We start from the raw sequence: 13,055 nt of genomic DNA, 5'->3' as shown, positions 1-13,055 counted from the left end.
GACCAGCGGGTCGACTCACCCGATCCGGGCGAGGTTGACCCCGGCGCGCGTGGGGACCCGGTCTCAGCGGGACGAGCGACCGGGAGGAGTGCGGCGATGTCGGACGCGACCACACGGTTCTTCGAGGACCTCGACCACCGGGGGTACGAGCCCCTGCTGGCGAAGTCGTCGGGTGCCCTGCGCTTCGATCTGCACGAGGGGCCCCGGACCAGCCACTGGCTGCTGCGCATCGACCGGGGGAACATGACGGTCTCCCGGGAGGACCTGGCGGCCGACACCGTGGTCGGGACCAGCCCGGAGCTGTTCGAGGACCTGGTGACCGGCCGGGAGAACGGGCTGGCGGCGCTGCTGCGCGGGGACATGACGGTGTCCGGCGACGCACGGCTGGTGATCCAGGTGGACCGGCTCTTTCCCGGGCCGCCCCAGGCGCAGGGGCCGCGCCGGTACCGGAAGGGGGTCCGCTGATGGCACCCAGCCACACCGTACGGATCCTCGACGGCAGCACCTTCGTGGTCTGCGAGGCGACCGGCGACATCGAGGCGACACCGACCGAGCCGACCGGGTTGTTCTCCTTCGACACCCGCTACCTGTCGAAGTGGGTGCTCACCGTGAACGGTGAGCGGCTCAACTCGCTGTCCTACGACGATCTCCAGTACTTCGAGTCGCGCTTCTTCCTGGTGCCCGGTCTGGCCACGCACTACGTGGACGCGAAACTGTCGATCATCCGCGAGCGGGCCGTCGGGGGCAGCTTCCGGGAGAACATCACCATCCTCAACCACGACGAGAAGGCCGTCGACCTCCAGGTGCGGATGGACGCGGCGTGCGACTTCGCCGACCTGTTCGAGGTCAAGGACGAGATCCTGAACAAAAAGGGCGAGACGTACGCCGAGGTGGAGTCGGACCTGCTGCGCATCGGCTACCGGCGCGGCAACTTCCGGCGGGAGACCGTCATCTCCTCCTCCGAGCCGACCCGGTACGACCGCAACGGCTTCTCGTACACGATCCACCTGGAGCCGAACGAGCAGTGGCACACCACCATCGACGTGCAGACGCTGGCGCTCGGTCCGGACCATCGGGACCTGCGGATCGGGTTGCAGGTGCACGGCACCGAGCGGCTCGCCCTCCAGCACGACCTGGAGGAGTGGATCGCCAAGGCGCCGAAGGTGAACAGCGAACACGGCCGGGTCGCGGCGACGTACCAGCGGTGCATCGTCGACCTGGCCGCGCTGCGGTTCGCGCCGCTCTCGCTCGGTGGACAGACGCTGCCCGCCGCCGGTCTGCCCTGGTTCATGACCATGTTCGGCCGGGACAGCATCCTGACCTGCCTACAGACGCTGCCGTTCACACCCGAGCTGAGCGCGACCACGCTGCGGATCCTCGGCGCCCTCCAGGGCACCCGGTGCGACGACTTCCGGGAGGAGGACCCGGGCCGGATCCTGCACGAGATGCGCTATGGCGAGAGTGCCGCGTTCGAGGAGCAGCCGCACTCGCCGTACTACGGTTCGGTGGACGCCACGCCGCTGTTCGTGGTGCTGCTCGACGAGTACGAGCGGTGGAGCGGGGACGCGGCGCTGGTCAAGGAGTTGGAGCAGGAGTGCCGCCGGGCGTTCCGGTGGATGGACGAGTACGCCGACCTGGTCGGTAACGGCTACATCTGGTACGAGCGCCGCAACACCGACACCGGCCTGGAGAACCAGTGCTGGAAGGACTCCTGGGACTCCATCTCGTACGCCGACGGCAGCCTGCCGCCGTTCCCCCGGGCCACCTGTGAGGTGCAGGGGTACGCGTACGACGCGAAGATGCGCGGTGCCAGGCTGGCCCGCGAGTTCTGGGACGACCCGGGGTTCGCCGACCAGTTGGAGCGGGAGGCGGCGGCGCTCAAGGAGCGGTTCAACCGGGACTGGTGGGTCGAGGACGGCGGCTACTACGCGTTGGCGCTGGACCCCGACGGTCGGCAGTGTGACGTGCTCACCTCGAACATCGGTCACCTGCTGTGGAGCGGGATCGTCGACGAGGACCGGGCCGAGCGGGTCGCCCACCACCTGGTCGGGCCGCGACTCTTCTCCGGCTGGGGGGTACGCACGCTGGCCGAGGGCGAGGTGCGCTACAACCCGATCGGCTACCACAACGGCACGGTCTGGCCGTTCGACACGTCGTTCTGTGCCTGGGGTCTGCGCCGGTACGGCTTCGCCGAGGAGGCGGCCACGATCGCCAGCGGCATCCTGGACGCCGCCCGCTACTTCGACGGTCGGCTGCCCGAGGCGTTCGGCGGCTACCAGCGGGAGCAGACGAAGTTCCCGGTGGAGTACCCGACGGCGTGCAGCCCGCAGGCGTGGTCGACGGGTGCCCCGCTGTTGCTGCTGCGCACCATGCTGGGCCTGGAGCCGCACGAGGGTCACCTGGCGGTCGAGCCACGGCTGCCGGTCGGCATGGGTCGGATCGAGGTGCTGGACATCCCGGGCCGGTGGGGTCGGGTGGACGCCTTCGCCCGAGGCCGGCTCGACCTGCACAAACTGGCCGACTGAGAGGCCGGTAGCACTGTCCTACCGGCGCGTAACCTACTAGCGGTAAAGTTAGCGGATGCCGGAACTCGTGTACCCACCCGTGATCGCCGCCTGCAAGACGATGTTCCGCGTACTCGACCTGAAGCTGACCGTGGAGGGGTCGCACCACGTGCCCCGCTCCGGTGGGGTGGTGCTGGCCAGCAACCACGTCAGCTACCTGGACTTCATCTTCTGCGGGCTCGGGGCGTTGGACTCCCGGCGACTGGTCCGGTTCATGGCGAAGGACGCGGTGTTCCGGCACCGGGTGTCCGGCCCGCTGATGCGCGGCATGCGGCACATCCCGGTCGACCGGCAGGCGGGTGCCGAGTCGTACGCCGCCGCCGTGCGCGCGTTGCGGGCCGGCGAGGCGGTCGGCGTGTTCCCGGAGGCGACCGTCAGCCGGTCCTTCACCCTGAAACCGCTCAAGAGCGGAGCCGCCCGGATGGCCCGCGACGCCGACGTGCCGGTGCTGCCGGTGGCGCTCTGGGGCGGCCAGCGCCTCTGGACCAAGGGCCGACCGCGCACGCTGACCCGGCGACACACGCCGATCACCATCGCAGTCGGCGAGCCGATGCTGCCCGGCGCGTACCCGGACACCGCCGCGATGACCGCCGACCTCGCGGCCCGGCTCGGCGCGTCGGTGGACCGGGCCCAACGGGAGTACCCGGACCAGCCCGCCGGGCCGGAGGACCGCTGGTGGCTGCCGGCCCACCTGGGCGGTACCGCGCCGACCCCGGAGGAGGCCGCCGCCATCGACGCCGCCGAGCGCGGCGCCCGCAGCTCCTGACCCCGGCCGGGCTCAGGCCGCGCTGATCACCGTAGCCCGGAGGCCGCGTCGTACGGCATCGGATCGGCGTGCCGGGGCCGGTAGTAGTCGTCCCGGGAGTGGAACTCGACCGGCAGCGACCCGGGCAGCACCACCCGTGCCGGGCCGGACAGCAGCGTACTGCGGGCGACCCGGGCCAGCGCGTCCCGCTCCGGCGGTGACAGGTCCACCAGCTCCGGTCGGGTGAGCCGGAACACGGCCACCGCCCGGCGGATCTGCCGGGCCACCTCGCCCAGCTCGGTGCGCTGCCCGACCAGACCGAGCGCCGGTTGCCGGATGGTCCGCAACGCGTCGCAGACCACCAGCAACTGCATCGCGTCGTCGGTACCCGGCAACCACTCCAGCCGGGACGGCCACTGCCAGCGGATCTGCCCGCTGACCAGACGCGGCGTCCGGCCACCCGGGCCGGACCGCGAGCCGACCAGAGCGAGGTGCGACCGCGTCCCGACGTAGACCATCCGGAGGTCGGTCACGGTGAGCGTGACCGGGGCTGGCAGCGTCCAGGACCGGGTGGCGTCGGTCGGGCCCAGCAGGTAACCCGCCACGTCCAGCCGGTGGCGGCCGAGCACCTGCTCGCCGGGCTCCGGCACCAGCTCGTGCCGCCGGTCCAGGACCGGTCCGGCGTCGTCGTCGTGCACCGCGTCGAAACGATGCGGGGCGATGAAGAACGGGGACGCGTCATCGTGCATCGGGTCGGGACCTCCGGTGCGGGCGGTGGCATCTGATCACGAGCCTCGCCCAACCGACACACCCTGTCATGACGCCCGTTAGGGGGTCGGCCAATCGGTCGACGCATGCGACCGATAGATGCCTATTTCCTCTGGTCGGACGAGCCCGTCCTCGATCGCCCGGGCGAGCAGTGCCGCCTTGGTGGCCGCCGGCCGTCCGGCCCGGGTGTACTTGATCCGTGCCCGGTCGACGTACTGCTTGACGGTGTGTTCGCTGATCCGCATCCGGCGGGCCACCGACGCCTTGGACATCGACTGGAACCACAGCAGCAGCGCCTCGCGCTCCTTGTCGGAGAGCACCGGCCGGTCCGGCCGGGGGTCACCGACCATCGCGCCGGCCAACGACGGCGCCACGTACGGGCGATCGCTCGCCGCGTCCAGCACCGTCGCCACGCAGTGCTCCCGCCCCTCGTGCTTGGCGAGGAACGCCACCGCCCCGGCGTCCAGGGCGGCGAGCATGGTGCGCGGGTCGGAGTGCTCGGAGTAGACCACCACCCGCCAGCCCGTGGCGCAGAGCTCGGCGAGCTTGTCCAGCACCAGACGGCCGTGCAGGCGCAGGTCGAGCAGGACCACGTCGGCCTCGGGCGCGGCCCGCAGCACCTCGTCGGGATCGTCGCCGGTGGCGAGCACGGTCAGTCGCGGCTCGGTGGCGAGCCAGGCGCGGACCCCGTCGATGACCACCGGATGATCGTCCACGATGGCCACCCCGACGGGGCGGTGTGGCGTCAACGGCGCCACCGCGTCTGCGTCCATCTGATCTCCCCGTCCCGTTCGTTGACCTGCTCGACCTGCGCGTCGCTCTCCTCCGGCGGCGGCCCGGTGCCCTCCGGGCCGCCCCGGTCCGGTGTGACCAGGCTGACCACCACCTCGTCGGGGCCGGCGACGACTGTCATCCGGGCCCACTCCTGTGCCTCGGCGAGGACGGCGATGAGCGGATCGGCCAGGCTCCGGCGGACCCGCACCGGCAACGGTGGCGGTGCACCAATTGTGACCAGGTCGATGGGCAGACCGTTACGCTCCGCCAGGTCCGCCGCGGCACGGAGTTCGTGAAAGAGCGGGTGCGGTACGTCGTCGGACTCGGCGATCAGCCGCCGCAACTGGCCGGCGGCGCGTACGCAGCGGCGCTGCACCTCCGGGTCGGCCGGGTCGGCCCGGCCCTGCGCCAACTCGGTCAGCACCTCACCGGCCGCCGCGCTGGCCACCGCCAGCCGCTCTCGCCGTTCGCGTCGGGCGTGCTCGGCGGCCTCCCGTTCGGCCACCATCGCGTTCGTGGTCGCGACGGTGGCGGCCCGCTCGCGGGAGAGCAGCGACAGGGCCACCGCGCCGACGAAGACCGCCGCCGGCAGCGAGGAGGTGCCGTACAGGGCCATCGTGGAACGGGCCAGGTCCGCCGCGCCGGTCGCGCCGTACAGCGTGACGGCGGACATCGCGATCACCGCGTGCGCCACCAGCAGGGCGAGCAGCCAGCGCACCCGCCGCCCCCAGAGCACCACCAGGAAGAACCAGGCGAGCGTGCCCCAGACCCAGTTGGCGGGACTGAACAGGTGCGCCCGACCGACCGCGGCGAAGACCACCACGTCGACCGCCAGCAGCAGCCCGGCCAGTGGTGCCGCCGGCAGTGGGTGGTCGTGCAGCAGGCGTACCCCGGCGAGGACACCGACCGCCGTCACCAGCAGCCAGCCGCCGAGCACCACCGGTGGCGCCGCCAACTCGGACCAGGCGGACAGCACCGCCGGCAGCCCGATCGCCAGGTGCCAGACCAACGCGATGCTCACCGCGACGACCCGGGCACCCCGGTCGGAGATCCGCGCCACCGCAGCCGCCGCCCGCCCGGCGTCGACACCGTCGAGCCCTCCGGCGGTACGCGCCACCGGCCGCACCACCGCTGCGGGTGCCGTCCCCGCCTCAGCCGACATCCGACCACTCCAACCGGATCCGGGTGCCGCGACCGGGGGCGGAGTCCACCTCGGCCCGCCCGCCGATGGTGGCCATCCGGCCGTGGATCGACTCGCGCAGACCGTACCGGTGGGCCGGGACCGTGGTCGGGTCGAAACCGGGACCGTCGTCGACCACCTCGACCGCGACGGTGCCGGTGATGCGCCGCAGCCGCACGGTGGTGGCGGCGCCGGGTGCGTGCCGCAGCACGTTGGACAGTGCGGCGTGGGTGCTCTCGGCGAGTGCCTCGGCGACCGGCGCGGGTGCCGGGCACGGCGGCAGGTCGGCGTTGACCGGCAGGCCGGGCAGCCGGGCGAACACCGCGCGCAGCCGTTCGTCCACCCGGGCCGTGCCGTCCGCCGGCACCGACCGGGCGTCCGCCAGGGCGGCGAGGGTACGCAGGTCGGTGGCGCACCGTTCACGCAGTGCCGGGGACGGACCGGGTACCGCGCCCTGGCCCACCATGGTCAGCGTCGCCAGGACGGTGTCGTGCAGGTCGCGGTTCTGCTGCCGTTCCGACTCCCGGGCGGTACGCGCGAGCAGCGCCTCCCGGGTGGCCTTCTGGCTCGTCACGAACTCGGCGTCGGCGCGGGCCATCCGGCGTCGCATCACCGCGGTCATCATCGCCGTGCAGGCGACCTGTGCCAGCAGCGTCGCGGAGTGGGCACTGGCCTCGACGGGGTCCCCGGTCGCGTACGCGCCGGTGGCGTAGGCGGCGGTGACCAGCAGGCCGGCGGCGATCGACCAGCGGGCCGGGGCGGTCGCCTGCGCGTTGATCACCGTGGTGCTGGCCAGCACCGCGATCCAACTCGCCTCGCCGGGCAGCACCTCGGGAGCGACCAGGACCGGCATCGCCAGGCACGCGGCGGTGGTCAGGGCCACGTCCCCGGCGACCACGGCGGGAGCGATGCCGTGCCGGAAGGCGCGCAGCGAATACCAGACGGCCCAGGCGGTCAGCACCGCCACAGCCGGGATCAACAACTCCACCCGCACCGGCGGGGTCCGGACGGAGAGTGACACCACGGCGACGAATAGGCCGCAGGAAAGGCGGAGCAGTGCCGGTAAGCGGGTGAAGATCAGCGTGAACGCACCGGTGGCGGGGCGCTCCACCGAAGCGGGTGGCGTGATCGAAGCGGTGTGGGCCGACATCGGGGGAGGGCGTCCTTTGCGACAATCGACCCGATCCGGGTCCGCGCTGCGGAGATCGACGCCGGAGAATAGCACGCGACAGCGATCTCGGTGACCGAGCGTGTCGAGGCTGTTGCTGCTGGGCGAGTGGCCGTCGCCGTCGACCGGCGACCCCGGTCCGGATCACCTGTGTTCCCACCGTAGTCGATGCGGGTCCGAGACAGAAATATGAATTCTTCCCGCCTTTTCCTGCCTCCCGGCTGCTTCTTCGGGGCGCGATCCCGCGCATCGCGAATTCGCGCATGTTACATTGATAAACATCTCTATTTCGGGAGGTGGCATGAAAATCCGACTCAGGGTCGGGGCCGTACTCACCGCCGGGCTGGTCGCCGGTGCCGTCGGCGTCGGTGGTCTCGCCGGTGCGGTGCCCGCCGTCGAACGCCCGTCCGCCGCCAGCGCCGGAGCCCCCGGCCTGCTCGCCGTCGGCGACTTCGACTTCACCCGCCCGGAAACGGTCGCCACCGGGCTCCAGGTGCCGTGGGGCATGGACTTCCTGCCCGATGGCAGCGCCCTGGTCGCCCAACGTCCCACCGGCCAGGTGGTCCGGGTCCGCCCCGGCCAGCAGCCGGTGCCCGTGGTCACGATCTCCGGAGTGACCGCGACCAGTGAGGGGGGCCTGCTCGGTCTCGCCGTCTCGCCGACCTACGCGCAGGACGGCTGGATCTACGTCTACTTCACCACCGCGACCGACAACCGCATCTCCCGGTTCCGGCTCACCGCCGTGCAGGACCAGCAACCCATCCTCACCGGGCTCACCCGGGCCTCGATCCACAACGGAGGCCGGATCGCCTTCGGCCCCGACGGCATGCTCTATGTCGGAGTGGGTGACGCCGGACAGACCGCCACGGCTCAGAACCCGCAGAGCCGCAATGGCAAGATCCTGCGGATCCGGCCGGACGGCACCGTCCCGTCGGACAACCCGACGGCCGGGTCGCCGGTCTACAGCCTCGGCCACCGTCACGTACAGGGTCTTGCCTGGGACGCCCAAGGCCGACTATATGCCAGCGAGTTCGGCCAGAACACCTGGGACGAGGTCAACCTGATCGTCGCGGGCGGCAACTACGGCTGGCCCACGGTCGAGGGCCGGGCCAACGACCCCCGGTTCCGTGACCCCCTGCTCGTCTGGACCCCTGCCGAGGCGTCACCGAGCGGCGTCACCATCGCCGGGAACCGGCTCTTCGTGGCCGGGCTGCGCGGCACCCGACTGTGGAACGTGCCGCTCAACGGATCCGGCGGCGTCGGCACCCCCACCGCCGAACTGTCCGGCACCTACGGACGCCTACGCACCGTCGAGTACGGTCCGGACGGGTGGCTCTGGGTCACCACCAGCAACCGTGACGGCCGGGGCACCCCGGCGTCCACCGACGACCGGGTGCTGCGCTTCCCGCCCCGCGACGGCACCACCCCGCCGCCGACCACGCCCCCTCCCACCACGCCGCCGCCCACGACGCCCCCGCCGACCACGCCGCCGCCCACGACCGGCCCGGCCGCCTGCACGGTGAGTTGGACGGCCAACCAGTGGAGCAACGGCTTCACCGCCGACGTACGCGTCACCAACCGTGGGTCCGCCCTGACCGGTTGGACGCTGACCTGGTCGTTCCCCGGTAACCAGCAGGTCACCAGCGCCTGGAACGCCCAGGTGACCCAGTCCGGCCGGACCGTCACCGCCCGCAACGTGTCCTGGAACGGCAGCCTGCCCACCAACGGCACGGCCACCTTCGGTCTCCAGGCGACCTACTCCGGCACCAACGACCGCCCCGGCGACTTCCGCCTCAACGGCACCGCCTGCCAACTGGGCTGAGGCACTTCGGCAGCACATCCTGCCGGATCAGCTCATTCCGGCCCGCGTCCCCGGGCGACCGGCGCCACGGCGCCGACCCGGGCAGCCCACCCCTCCACGGTGGGCTGCCCGGGACCATCCCCGTCGCCGGGCGACCGCCCACGTGTCCCAGGACCGCCCGCGTCACCGGCGGCCCCTGCGGCTGTCCGCCGGTCTCCCGGCGACGCGTGCCGCCTCGCCCAGCACGCCGACGCCCGCGTTGATCAAGAAGTTTGGTTACGCAGGGACAGCTCTGAGCGTGCAAACTCCTTGGTCATCTCCGGTGACGCAACCGTCGGCGGTGCGTCGCCCGGTATGGGGGACGGTCTGTGGGGGGAGGGTCACCCTCCCCGGGATGCGCAAGCACGCCATCGCCCCGGCGCGGTCCGACAGACTCGGAAAGGTGATCAAGAAGTTCGGGCGCGGAGGGGGACGACGGAGGGCGCAACCCTCTTGGTCAACTCCGATGGGGTCCAGCCTGTCGGGGGGGTGTTGGGGGGGTGTTGGGGGGTGTCGGTTTTGTGCAAGACGGGCGGGGGTGGGGGCGATAGCGTCGCTGGTGTGGCGCGGGGTGTCGGACCTTCGGGCCGAGGTGCAGGCGTACGAGGACGAAGCGGAGACTGTGGTGACGCGCGAGCTGGTGTGGACCGGATTCATCTCGATCGACGGGATCGTGGACTCGCCCGGCGGGACGGTCGAGGGGCACCCCGCCGGGGGATGGGTGTTCCGGACGGAGTTCGACCCCGAGTCGTACTCGCTCAAGGGTGAGGAACTCGCCGAGACGACCGCGCTCATGTTCGGACGCCGCAGCTACGAGGCGTTCGCCCCGATCTGGCCGCAGTCCGAGGACCACGTGGCCTACCGGGATCTGCCGAAGTACGTGGTGTCCTCGACGCTCGGCGAGGACGCGCTGGTCGGCGACTGGGGTGACCAGCACATCCTGCGGTCGACGGACGACGTGGCCGCGCTCAAGGAGACCGAGGGTGGGGCGATCTTCGTACACGGCAGTGCGGAACTCGCACGCCGCCTGGCCGAGGCGGGGCTCGTCGACCGGTACAACCTGCTGGTCTTTCCGGTGTCGCTCGGCGACGGCAAGAGCGTGTTCCCGTGGCGTGAGCAGCGGGAGCAGCGGCTAGCGCTGCGCGAGTCCGCCGCCTACGGCAACGGCGTGCTCAAGGCCGTCTACGACGTCGTCCGCTAGCGCCGGGAGCGCGATCGCGCCGCCGGCACCGCTGCGGAGCTGACCGGCGGTACGCCCCACGTACCGTCGCAACGCCCGCGCGAGATGCGGCTCGTCGTAGTAGCCGAGCCGGTCCATGACGGAGCTGACCTGCGTACCCGCCGACAGCAGTTCGGCGGCGGCCCGGACGCGTCCGATCTGCGCGACGGTGCCCCGGGTGAGGCCGGTGGCGGCCCGGAAGCGGCGCTCCACGGTCCGGCTCGCGGTGGCCGGCAGCCGTCCCTCCAGCACCGCCTGCACCAGCGGGTCCCGGACGATGACGCCGCTGCGGACGAGCCGTGCCACCAGGGCCTCGACGTCGTCCACGCGCGGGGTGTGCCAGCGCTCGCCGTCGAGCCAGAACCGCCCGGAGGTCGTGTCCGGCAGTTCGATTCCCGAGTTCCGCAGGGTCGATGGGGATGCCACCCGCAGCACGGTCCCGACGGCGAACTGCACCCCGACGAACCGGGCGTCCGGCGGCACGGGCGCCGATCCGGCCCGGTCCTCCGGGCCGACGACCGCCGCGAACGGCACACCCCGGGACTCCCAGAACACCAGCCCCCAGGTCTCGCAGGCGACCGACGTCATCTGCGAGACCTGGGTGCTGCGGCTGGTCCACACCGAGGAGACCCACGGTGAGTCCGAGGAACGCGACGTGTTGACCAGCCCCACGGCGGCAACACTACGACGTGGCTGTCAGTCCACTGAGCCGCCGGTGTTCCGGATCAACTGGCGGAGCACCTTGAGGGCCGTCACGTTCCGGGCCCACTCGTGCGGCGTGACCGGATCGTACCGGTTGTGAGCACCAGCACCGGCGGTACGCCCTTCCACCGCAGCGGCGCCTGCGGGTTGCGGACCTCGGTCGGCCAGCCATGCAGCCCATCGTCGAGCCCCACGCCCGGAGGTTGACCTTCATCGCCGGTGCCACCTCGGCCAGTCGGTCCCGGTACGTCTGCACCTGGTCGACGTCGCGCACCGGCAACCGCCAGTCCTGGCAGAAGATGGCGAGGCTCGGGTCCTCGACCGGCTCCTGCCCCGTGATCGCGGTGCGCCGTCGTGGGGCGGGCGGCGTCCGGCGCGGGGCCGGGCTCGCCCGCCGACAGGCCCGCCCGCCGCTCCGACAGTTGCGTCCAGTACGGGCCGAAGAACGTCCACTGGAGGTCGCCGAGCAGGTCGACCGGGCTCATCGGTTGCGACGTCGACGGGGCAAGTCGTCCAGGCCCGGGGTGGATGAGCGTGACCGCTTGGAACGACAGCGCACCTGTCTCGGGCTGGATCAAGGTGACGTGTCCACCCCCGCGTGGTACCGCGGTACCACGCCGGATGGGCACCGTGGTCGGATGGCGGGCCACCCGGCCGTCCGTAACGTCGGCCCGGTGATCGAAGTCCACGACCTGACCAGGAGGTACGGCGGCGTCTCGGCAGTGCGGAACGTGTCGTTCCGCCTGGAACCCGGTGTCCTGCACGGGATCGTCGGCCCGGCCGGTGCCGGCAAGTCCACGACGCTGCGCCTGATGGTCGGGCTGGACCGGGCCACGTCCGGCCGGTGCCTGTTCGACGGCCGGTTCTACCGTGATCTGGCGTACCCGCTGCGGGAGGTCGGCATCCTGCTCGCCCCGCCGCCGGCTCACCCCGGCCGCACCGGCCGCGATCACCTGCGGATCCTCGCCCGGACCCACGGGATCCCGGACCGCCGCACCGACGAGGTCCTGGAGATGACCGGGCTGGCCGACGTCGCGCGGCTGCGGGCCGGCGTCTATTCCCCCGGCCTGCGGCAGCGACTCGGCCTGGCCGGCGCGCTGCTGGGTGACCCGCCGGCCCTGCTGCTCGACGATCCGGCGGCCGGACTGGACCCGGACGGTGTCGCCTGGCTGCGCGCCCTGCTCCGCACGCTCGCCCGCGAGGGCCGGGCCGTCCTGGTCACCGGCCGCCTGACCGGGGAACTGGCCCGCGACATCGACCGGCTGGTCATTCTCGGGCGAGGCCGGGTGCTCGCCGACGCTCCGGCGGCCGAGGTGATCTCACGGAACACGGTCCCGGCGGTGTGGGTCCGCCCGGACCGCCCGGACGACCTGGAGAAGCTGCTGCGCGGGCACGGTGCGGCCGTCGCCCTGCGCCCGGACGGCCGCCTGGAGATCACCGGGCTGACCTCGGCCGACATCGCCGGGCTGGCCGCCCGCGCCGGGATCCTGCTGATCGAGAACACCCCGGTGCACGCCTCCCTCGATGACGTCTACCTGGCTCTGGCCCGCGGCCGATGATCCGCCTCGTCGCCGCCGAGTGGCTGAAACTCCGTACCCTGACATCGTTCTGGATCTGCGCGGGAACCGCGCTGGTCCTCACCCCCGCAGCCGCGGCGCTGTCCGGGCTCCTGGCCGCTGCGGTCCTCCAGACGGTGATCATCGTGTTGGCGGCTGTCGTGCCCGGTTCGGAGTACGCCACCGGAACCATCCGGACGACCTTCCTGGCCACACCCCGCCGGATCGCCGTGATGACCGCGAAGGCCCTGGTGGTGACCGTGGTCGCGGCGGTGCTCGGGGCCGTGTGCCTGATGCTGGCGTACGCTGTCGTGATGCCGGTCGATGTGCGCTACGGCACAGTCGTGGGCCGGTCGGCCGTCGATATCGGATACTGCGTGCTCGTGGCGCTGTTCGCGTTCGCCATCACGCTCGCCGTCAAGCACACGGCGTCCGCTGTCAGCCTCGCCCTCAGCGCAGTCCTGCTGGTCAGATTGGTGCTGATGGTGGTGAGCATGATGTTCGGGGCCGACCCGTCGACGGCTCTCTGGAACCTCTGA

The 13,055-nt window shown here is 72.0% G+C and carries 12 protein-coding genes; 7 read left to right on the top strand and 5 right to left on the bottom strand.

Features of this window, described 5'->3' with window-relative positions; translation table 11 throughout:
- Positions 1–96 precede the first annotated feature (96 nt).
- The 3 genes from ACQVFL_RS24420 to ACQVFL_RS24410 are packed head-to-tail and all read left to right on the top strand — an operon-like array spanning position 97 to position 3,330.
- Positions 97–465 (top strand): SCP2 sterol-binding domain-containing protein, encoded by a 369-nt coding sequence (locus ACQVFL_RS24420; protein ID WP_396690879.1) that lies wholly within the window; start codon positions 97–99, stop codon positions 463–465.
- Positions 465–2,525: an amylo-alpha-1,6-glucosidase gene (locus tag ACQVFL_RS24415; RefSeq protein ID WP_396690881.1), complete on the top strand. Its 2,061-nt coding sequence runs from the start codon at positions 465–467 to the stop codon at positions 2,523–2,525. Before ACQVFL_RS24420 ends, ACQVFL_RS24415 begins: the two co-directional genes overlap by 1 nt.
- Before the next feature lie 55 nt (positions 2,526–2,580).
- Entirely contained in the window at positions 2,581–3,330 is a 750-nt protein-coding gene (locus tag ACQVFL_RS24410) for a lysophospholipid acyltransferase family protein (RefSeq protein WP_431727685.1), read from the top strand.
- 26 nt (positions 3,331–3,356) lie between these two features.
- On the opposite strand, the gene ACQVFL_RS24405 is transcribed toward ACQVFL_RS24410, so the two are convergent.
- The 4 genes from ACQVFL_RS24405 to ACQVFL_RS24390 form a co-directional block, all read right to left on the bottom strand.
- Positions 3,357–4,058: a hypothetical protein gene (locus tag ACQVFL_RS24405; protein WP_396690885.1), complete on the bottom strand. Its 702-nt coding sequence runs from the start codon at positions 4,056–4,058 to the stop codon at positions 3,357–3,359.
- Between the two features lie 78 nt (positions 4,059–4,136).
- Positions 4,137–4,850 (bottom strand): response regulator transcription factor, encoded by a 714-nt coding sequence (locus tag ACQVFL_RS24400; RefSeq protein ID WP_396690887.1) that lies wholly within the window; start codon positions 4,848–4,850, stop codon positions 4,137–4,139.
- Positions 4,823–6,013 (bottom strand): hypothetical protein, encoded by a 1,191-nt coding sequence (locus tag ACQVFL_RS24395; protein ID WP_431727684.1) that lies wholly within the window; start codon positions 6,011–6,013, stop codon positions 4,823–4,825. Before ACQVFL_RS24395 ends, ACQVFL_RS24400 begins: the two co-directional genes overlap by 28 nt.
- A complete protein-coding gene (locus ACQVFL_RS24390; protein ID WP_396690890.1) occupies positions 6,003–7,181 on the bottom strand; it encodes a sensor histidine kinase in 1,179 nt (392 codons plus the stop codon). Before ACQVFL_RS24390 ends, ACQVFL_RS24395 begins: the two co-directional genes overlap by 11 nt.
- Positions 7,182–7,500: 319 nt before the next feature.
- Here ACQVFL_RS24390 and ACQVFL_RS24385 point away from each other — a divergent pair, with 319 nt between their 5' ends.
- Together ACQVFL_RS24385 and ACQVFL_RS24380 are read left to right on the top strand one after the other, a co-directional pair.
- Positions 7,501–9,021, top strand: coding sequence for a PQQ-dependent sugar dehydrogenase (locus ACQVFL_RS24385; RefSeq protein ID WP_431727683.1), 1,521 nt, complete (start codon positions 7,501–7,503; stop codon positions 9,019–9,021).
- A 643-nt stretch (positions 9,022–9,664) separates the two neighbouring features.
- Entirely contained in the window at positions 9,665–10,240 is a 576-nt protein-coding gene (locus ACQVFL_RS24380; RefSeq protein ID WP_431729885.1) for a dihydrofolate reductase family protein, read from the top strand.
- Here the strand turns inward: ACQVFL_RS24380 and ACQVFL_RS24375 are convergent.
- Positions 10,172–10,930, bottom strand: a complete 759-nt coding sequence (locus ACQVFL_RS24375) for a helix-turn-helix domain-containing protein (protein WP_431727682.1) — start codon at positions 10,928–10,930, stop codon at positions 10,172–10,174. The genes ACQVFL_RS24380 and ACQVFL_RS24375 overlap by 69 nt on opposite strands.
- A 668-nt stretch (positions 10,931–11,598) precedes the next feature.
- Here ACQVFL_RS24375 and ACQVFL_RS24370 point away from each other — a divergent pair.
- The gene (locus tag ACQVFL_RS24370) at positions 11,599–12,519 is read left to right on the top strand and encodes an ATP-binding cassette domain-containing protein (RefSeq protein WP_431727681.1); all 921 of its coding nucleotides are present in this window, start codon (positions 11,599–11,601) and stop codon (positions 12,517–12,519) included.
- Positions 12,516–13,055: a hypothetical protein gene (locus ACQVFL_RS24365; RefSeq protein WP_396690898.1), complete on the top strand. Its 540-nt coding sequence runs from the start codon at positions 12,516–12,518 to the stop codon at positions 13,053–13,055. The genes ACQVFL_RS24370 and ACQVFL_RS24365 overlap by 4 nt, the downstream gene beginning before the upstream one ends.

The organism is Verrucosispora sp. TAA-831, assembly GCF_050780145.1.
Classification (GTDB): Bacteria; Actinomycetota; Actinomycetes; order Mycobacteriales; family Micromonosporaceae; genus Micromonospora.
The sequence above is the reverse complement of the archived record's forward strand: the minus strand, read 5'-3'. Positions and strand labels throughout refer to the sequence as shown.

Bases quoted from the DNA above. Each gene is read 5' to 3' on its own strand.
- ACQVFL_RS24390 (WP_396690890.1), bottom strand. From the start codon at position 7,181: ATGTCGGCCCACACCGCTTCGATCACGCCACCCGCTTCGGTGGAGCGC.
- ACQVFL_RS24405 (WP_396690885.1), bottom strand. From the start codon at position 4,058: ATGCACGATGACGCGTCCCCGTTCTTCATCGCCCCGCATCGTTTCGAC.
- ACQVFL_RS24385 (WP_431727683.1), top strand. From the start codon at position 7,501: ATGAAAATCCGACTCAGGGTCGGGGCCGTACTCACCGCCGGGCTGGTC.
- ACQVFL_RS24415 (WP_396690881.1), top strand. From the start codon at position 465: ATGGCACCCAGCCACACCGTACGGATCCTCGACGGCAGCACCTTCGTG.
- ACQVFL_RS24365 (WP_396690898.1), top strand. From the start codon at position 12,516: ATGATCCGCCTCGTCGCCGCCGAGTGGCTGAAACTCCGTACCCTGACA.
- ACQVFL_RS24400 (WP_396690887.1), bottom strand. From the start codon at position 4,850: ATGGACGCAGACGCGGTGGCGCCGTTGACGCCACACCGCCCCGTCGGG.
- ACQVFL_RS24410 (WP_431727685.1), top strand. From the start codon at position 2,581: ATGCCGGAACTCGTGTACCCACCCGTGATCGCCGCCTGCAAGACGATG.
- ACQVFL_RS24395 (WP_431727684.1), bottom strand. From the start codon at position 6,013: ATGTCGGCTGAGGCGGGGACGGCACCCGCAGCGGTGGTGCGGCCGGTG.
- ACQVFL_RS24420 (WP_396690879.1), top strand. From the start codon at position 97: ATGTCGGACGCGACCACACGGTTCTTCGAGGACCTCGACCACCGGGGG.
- ACQVFL_RS24370 (WP_431727681.1), top strand. From the start codon at position 11,599: ATGGCGGGCCACCCGGCCGTCCGTAACGTCGGCCCGGTGATCGAAGTC.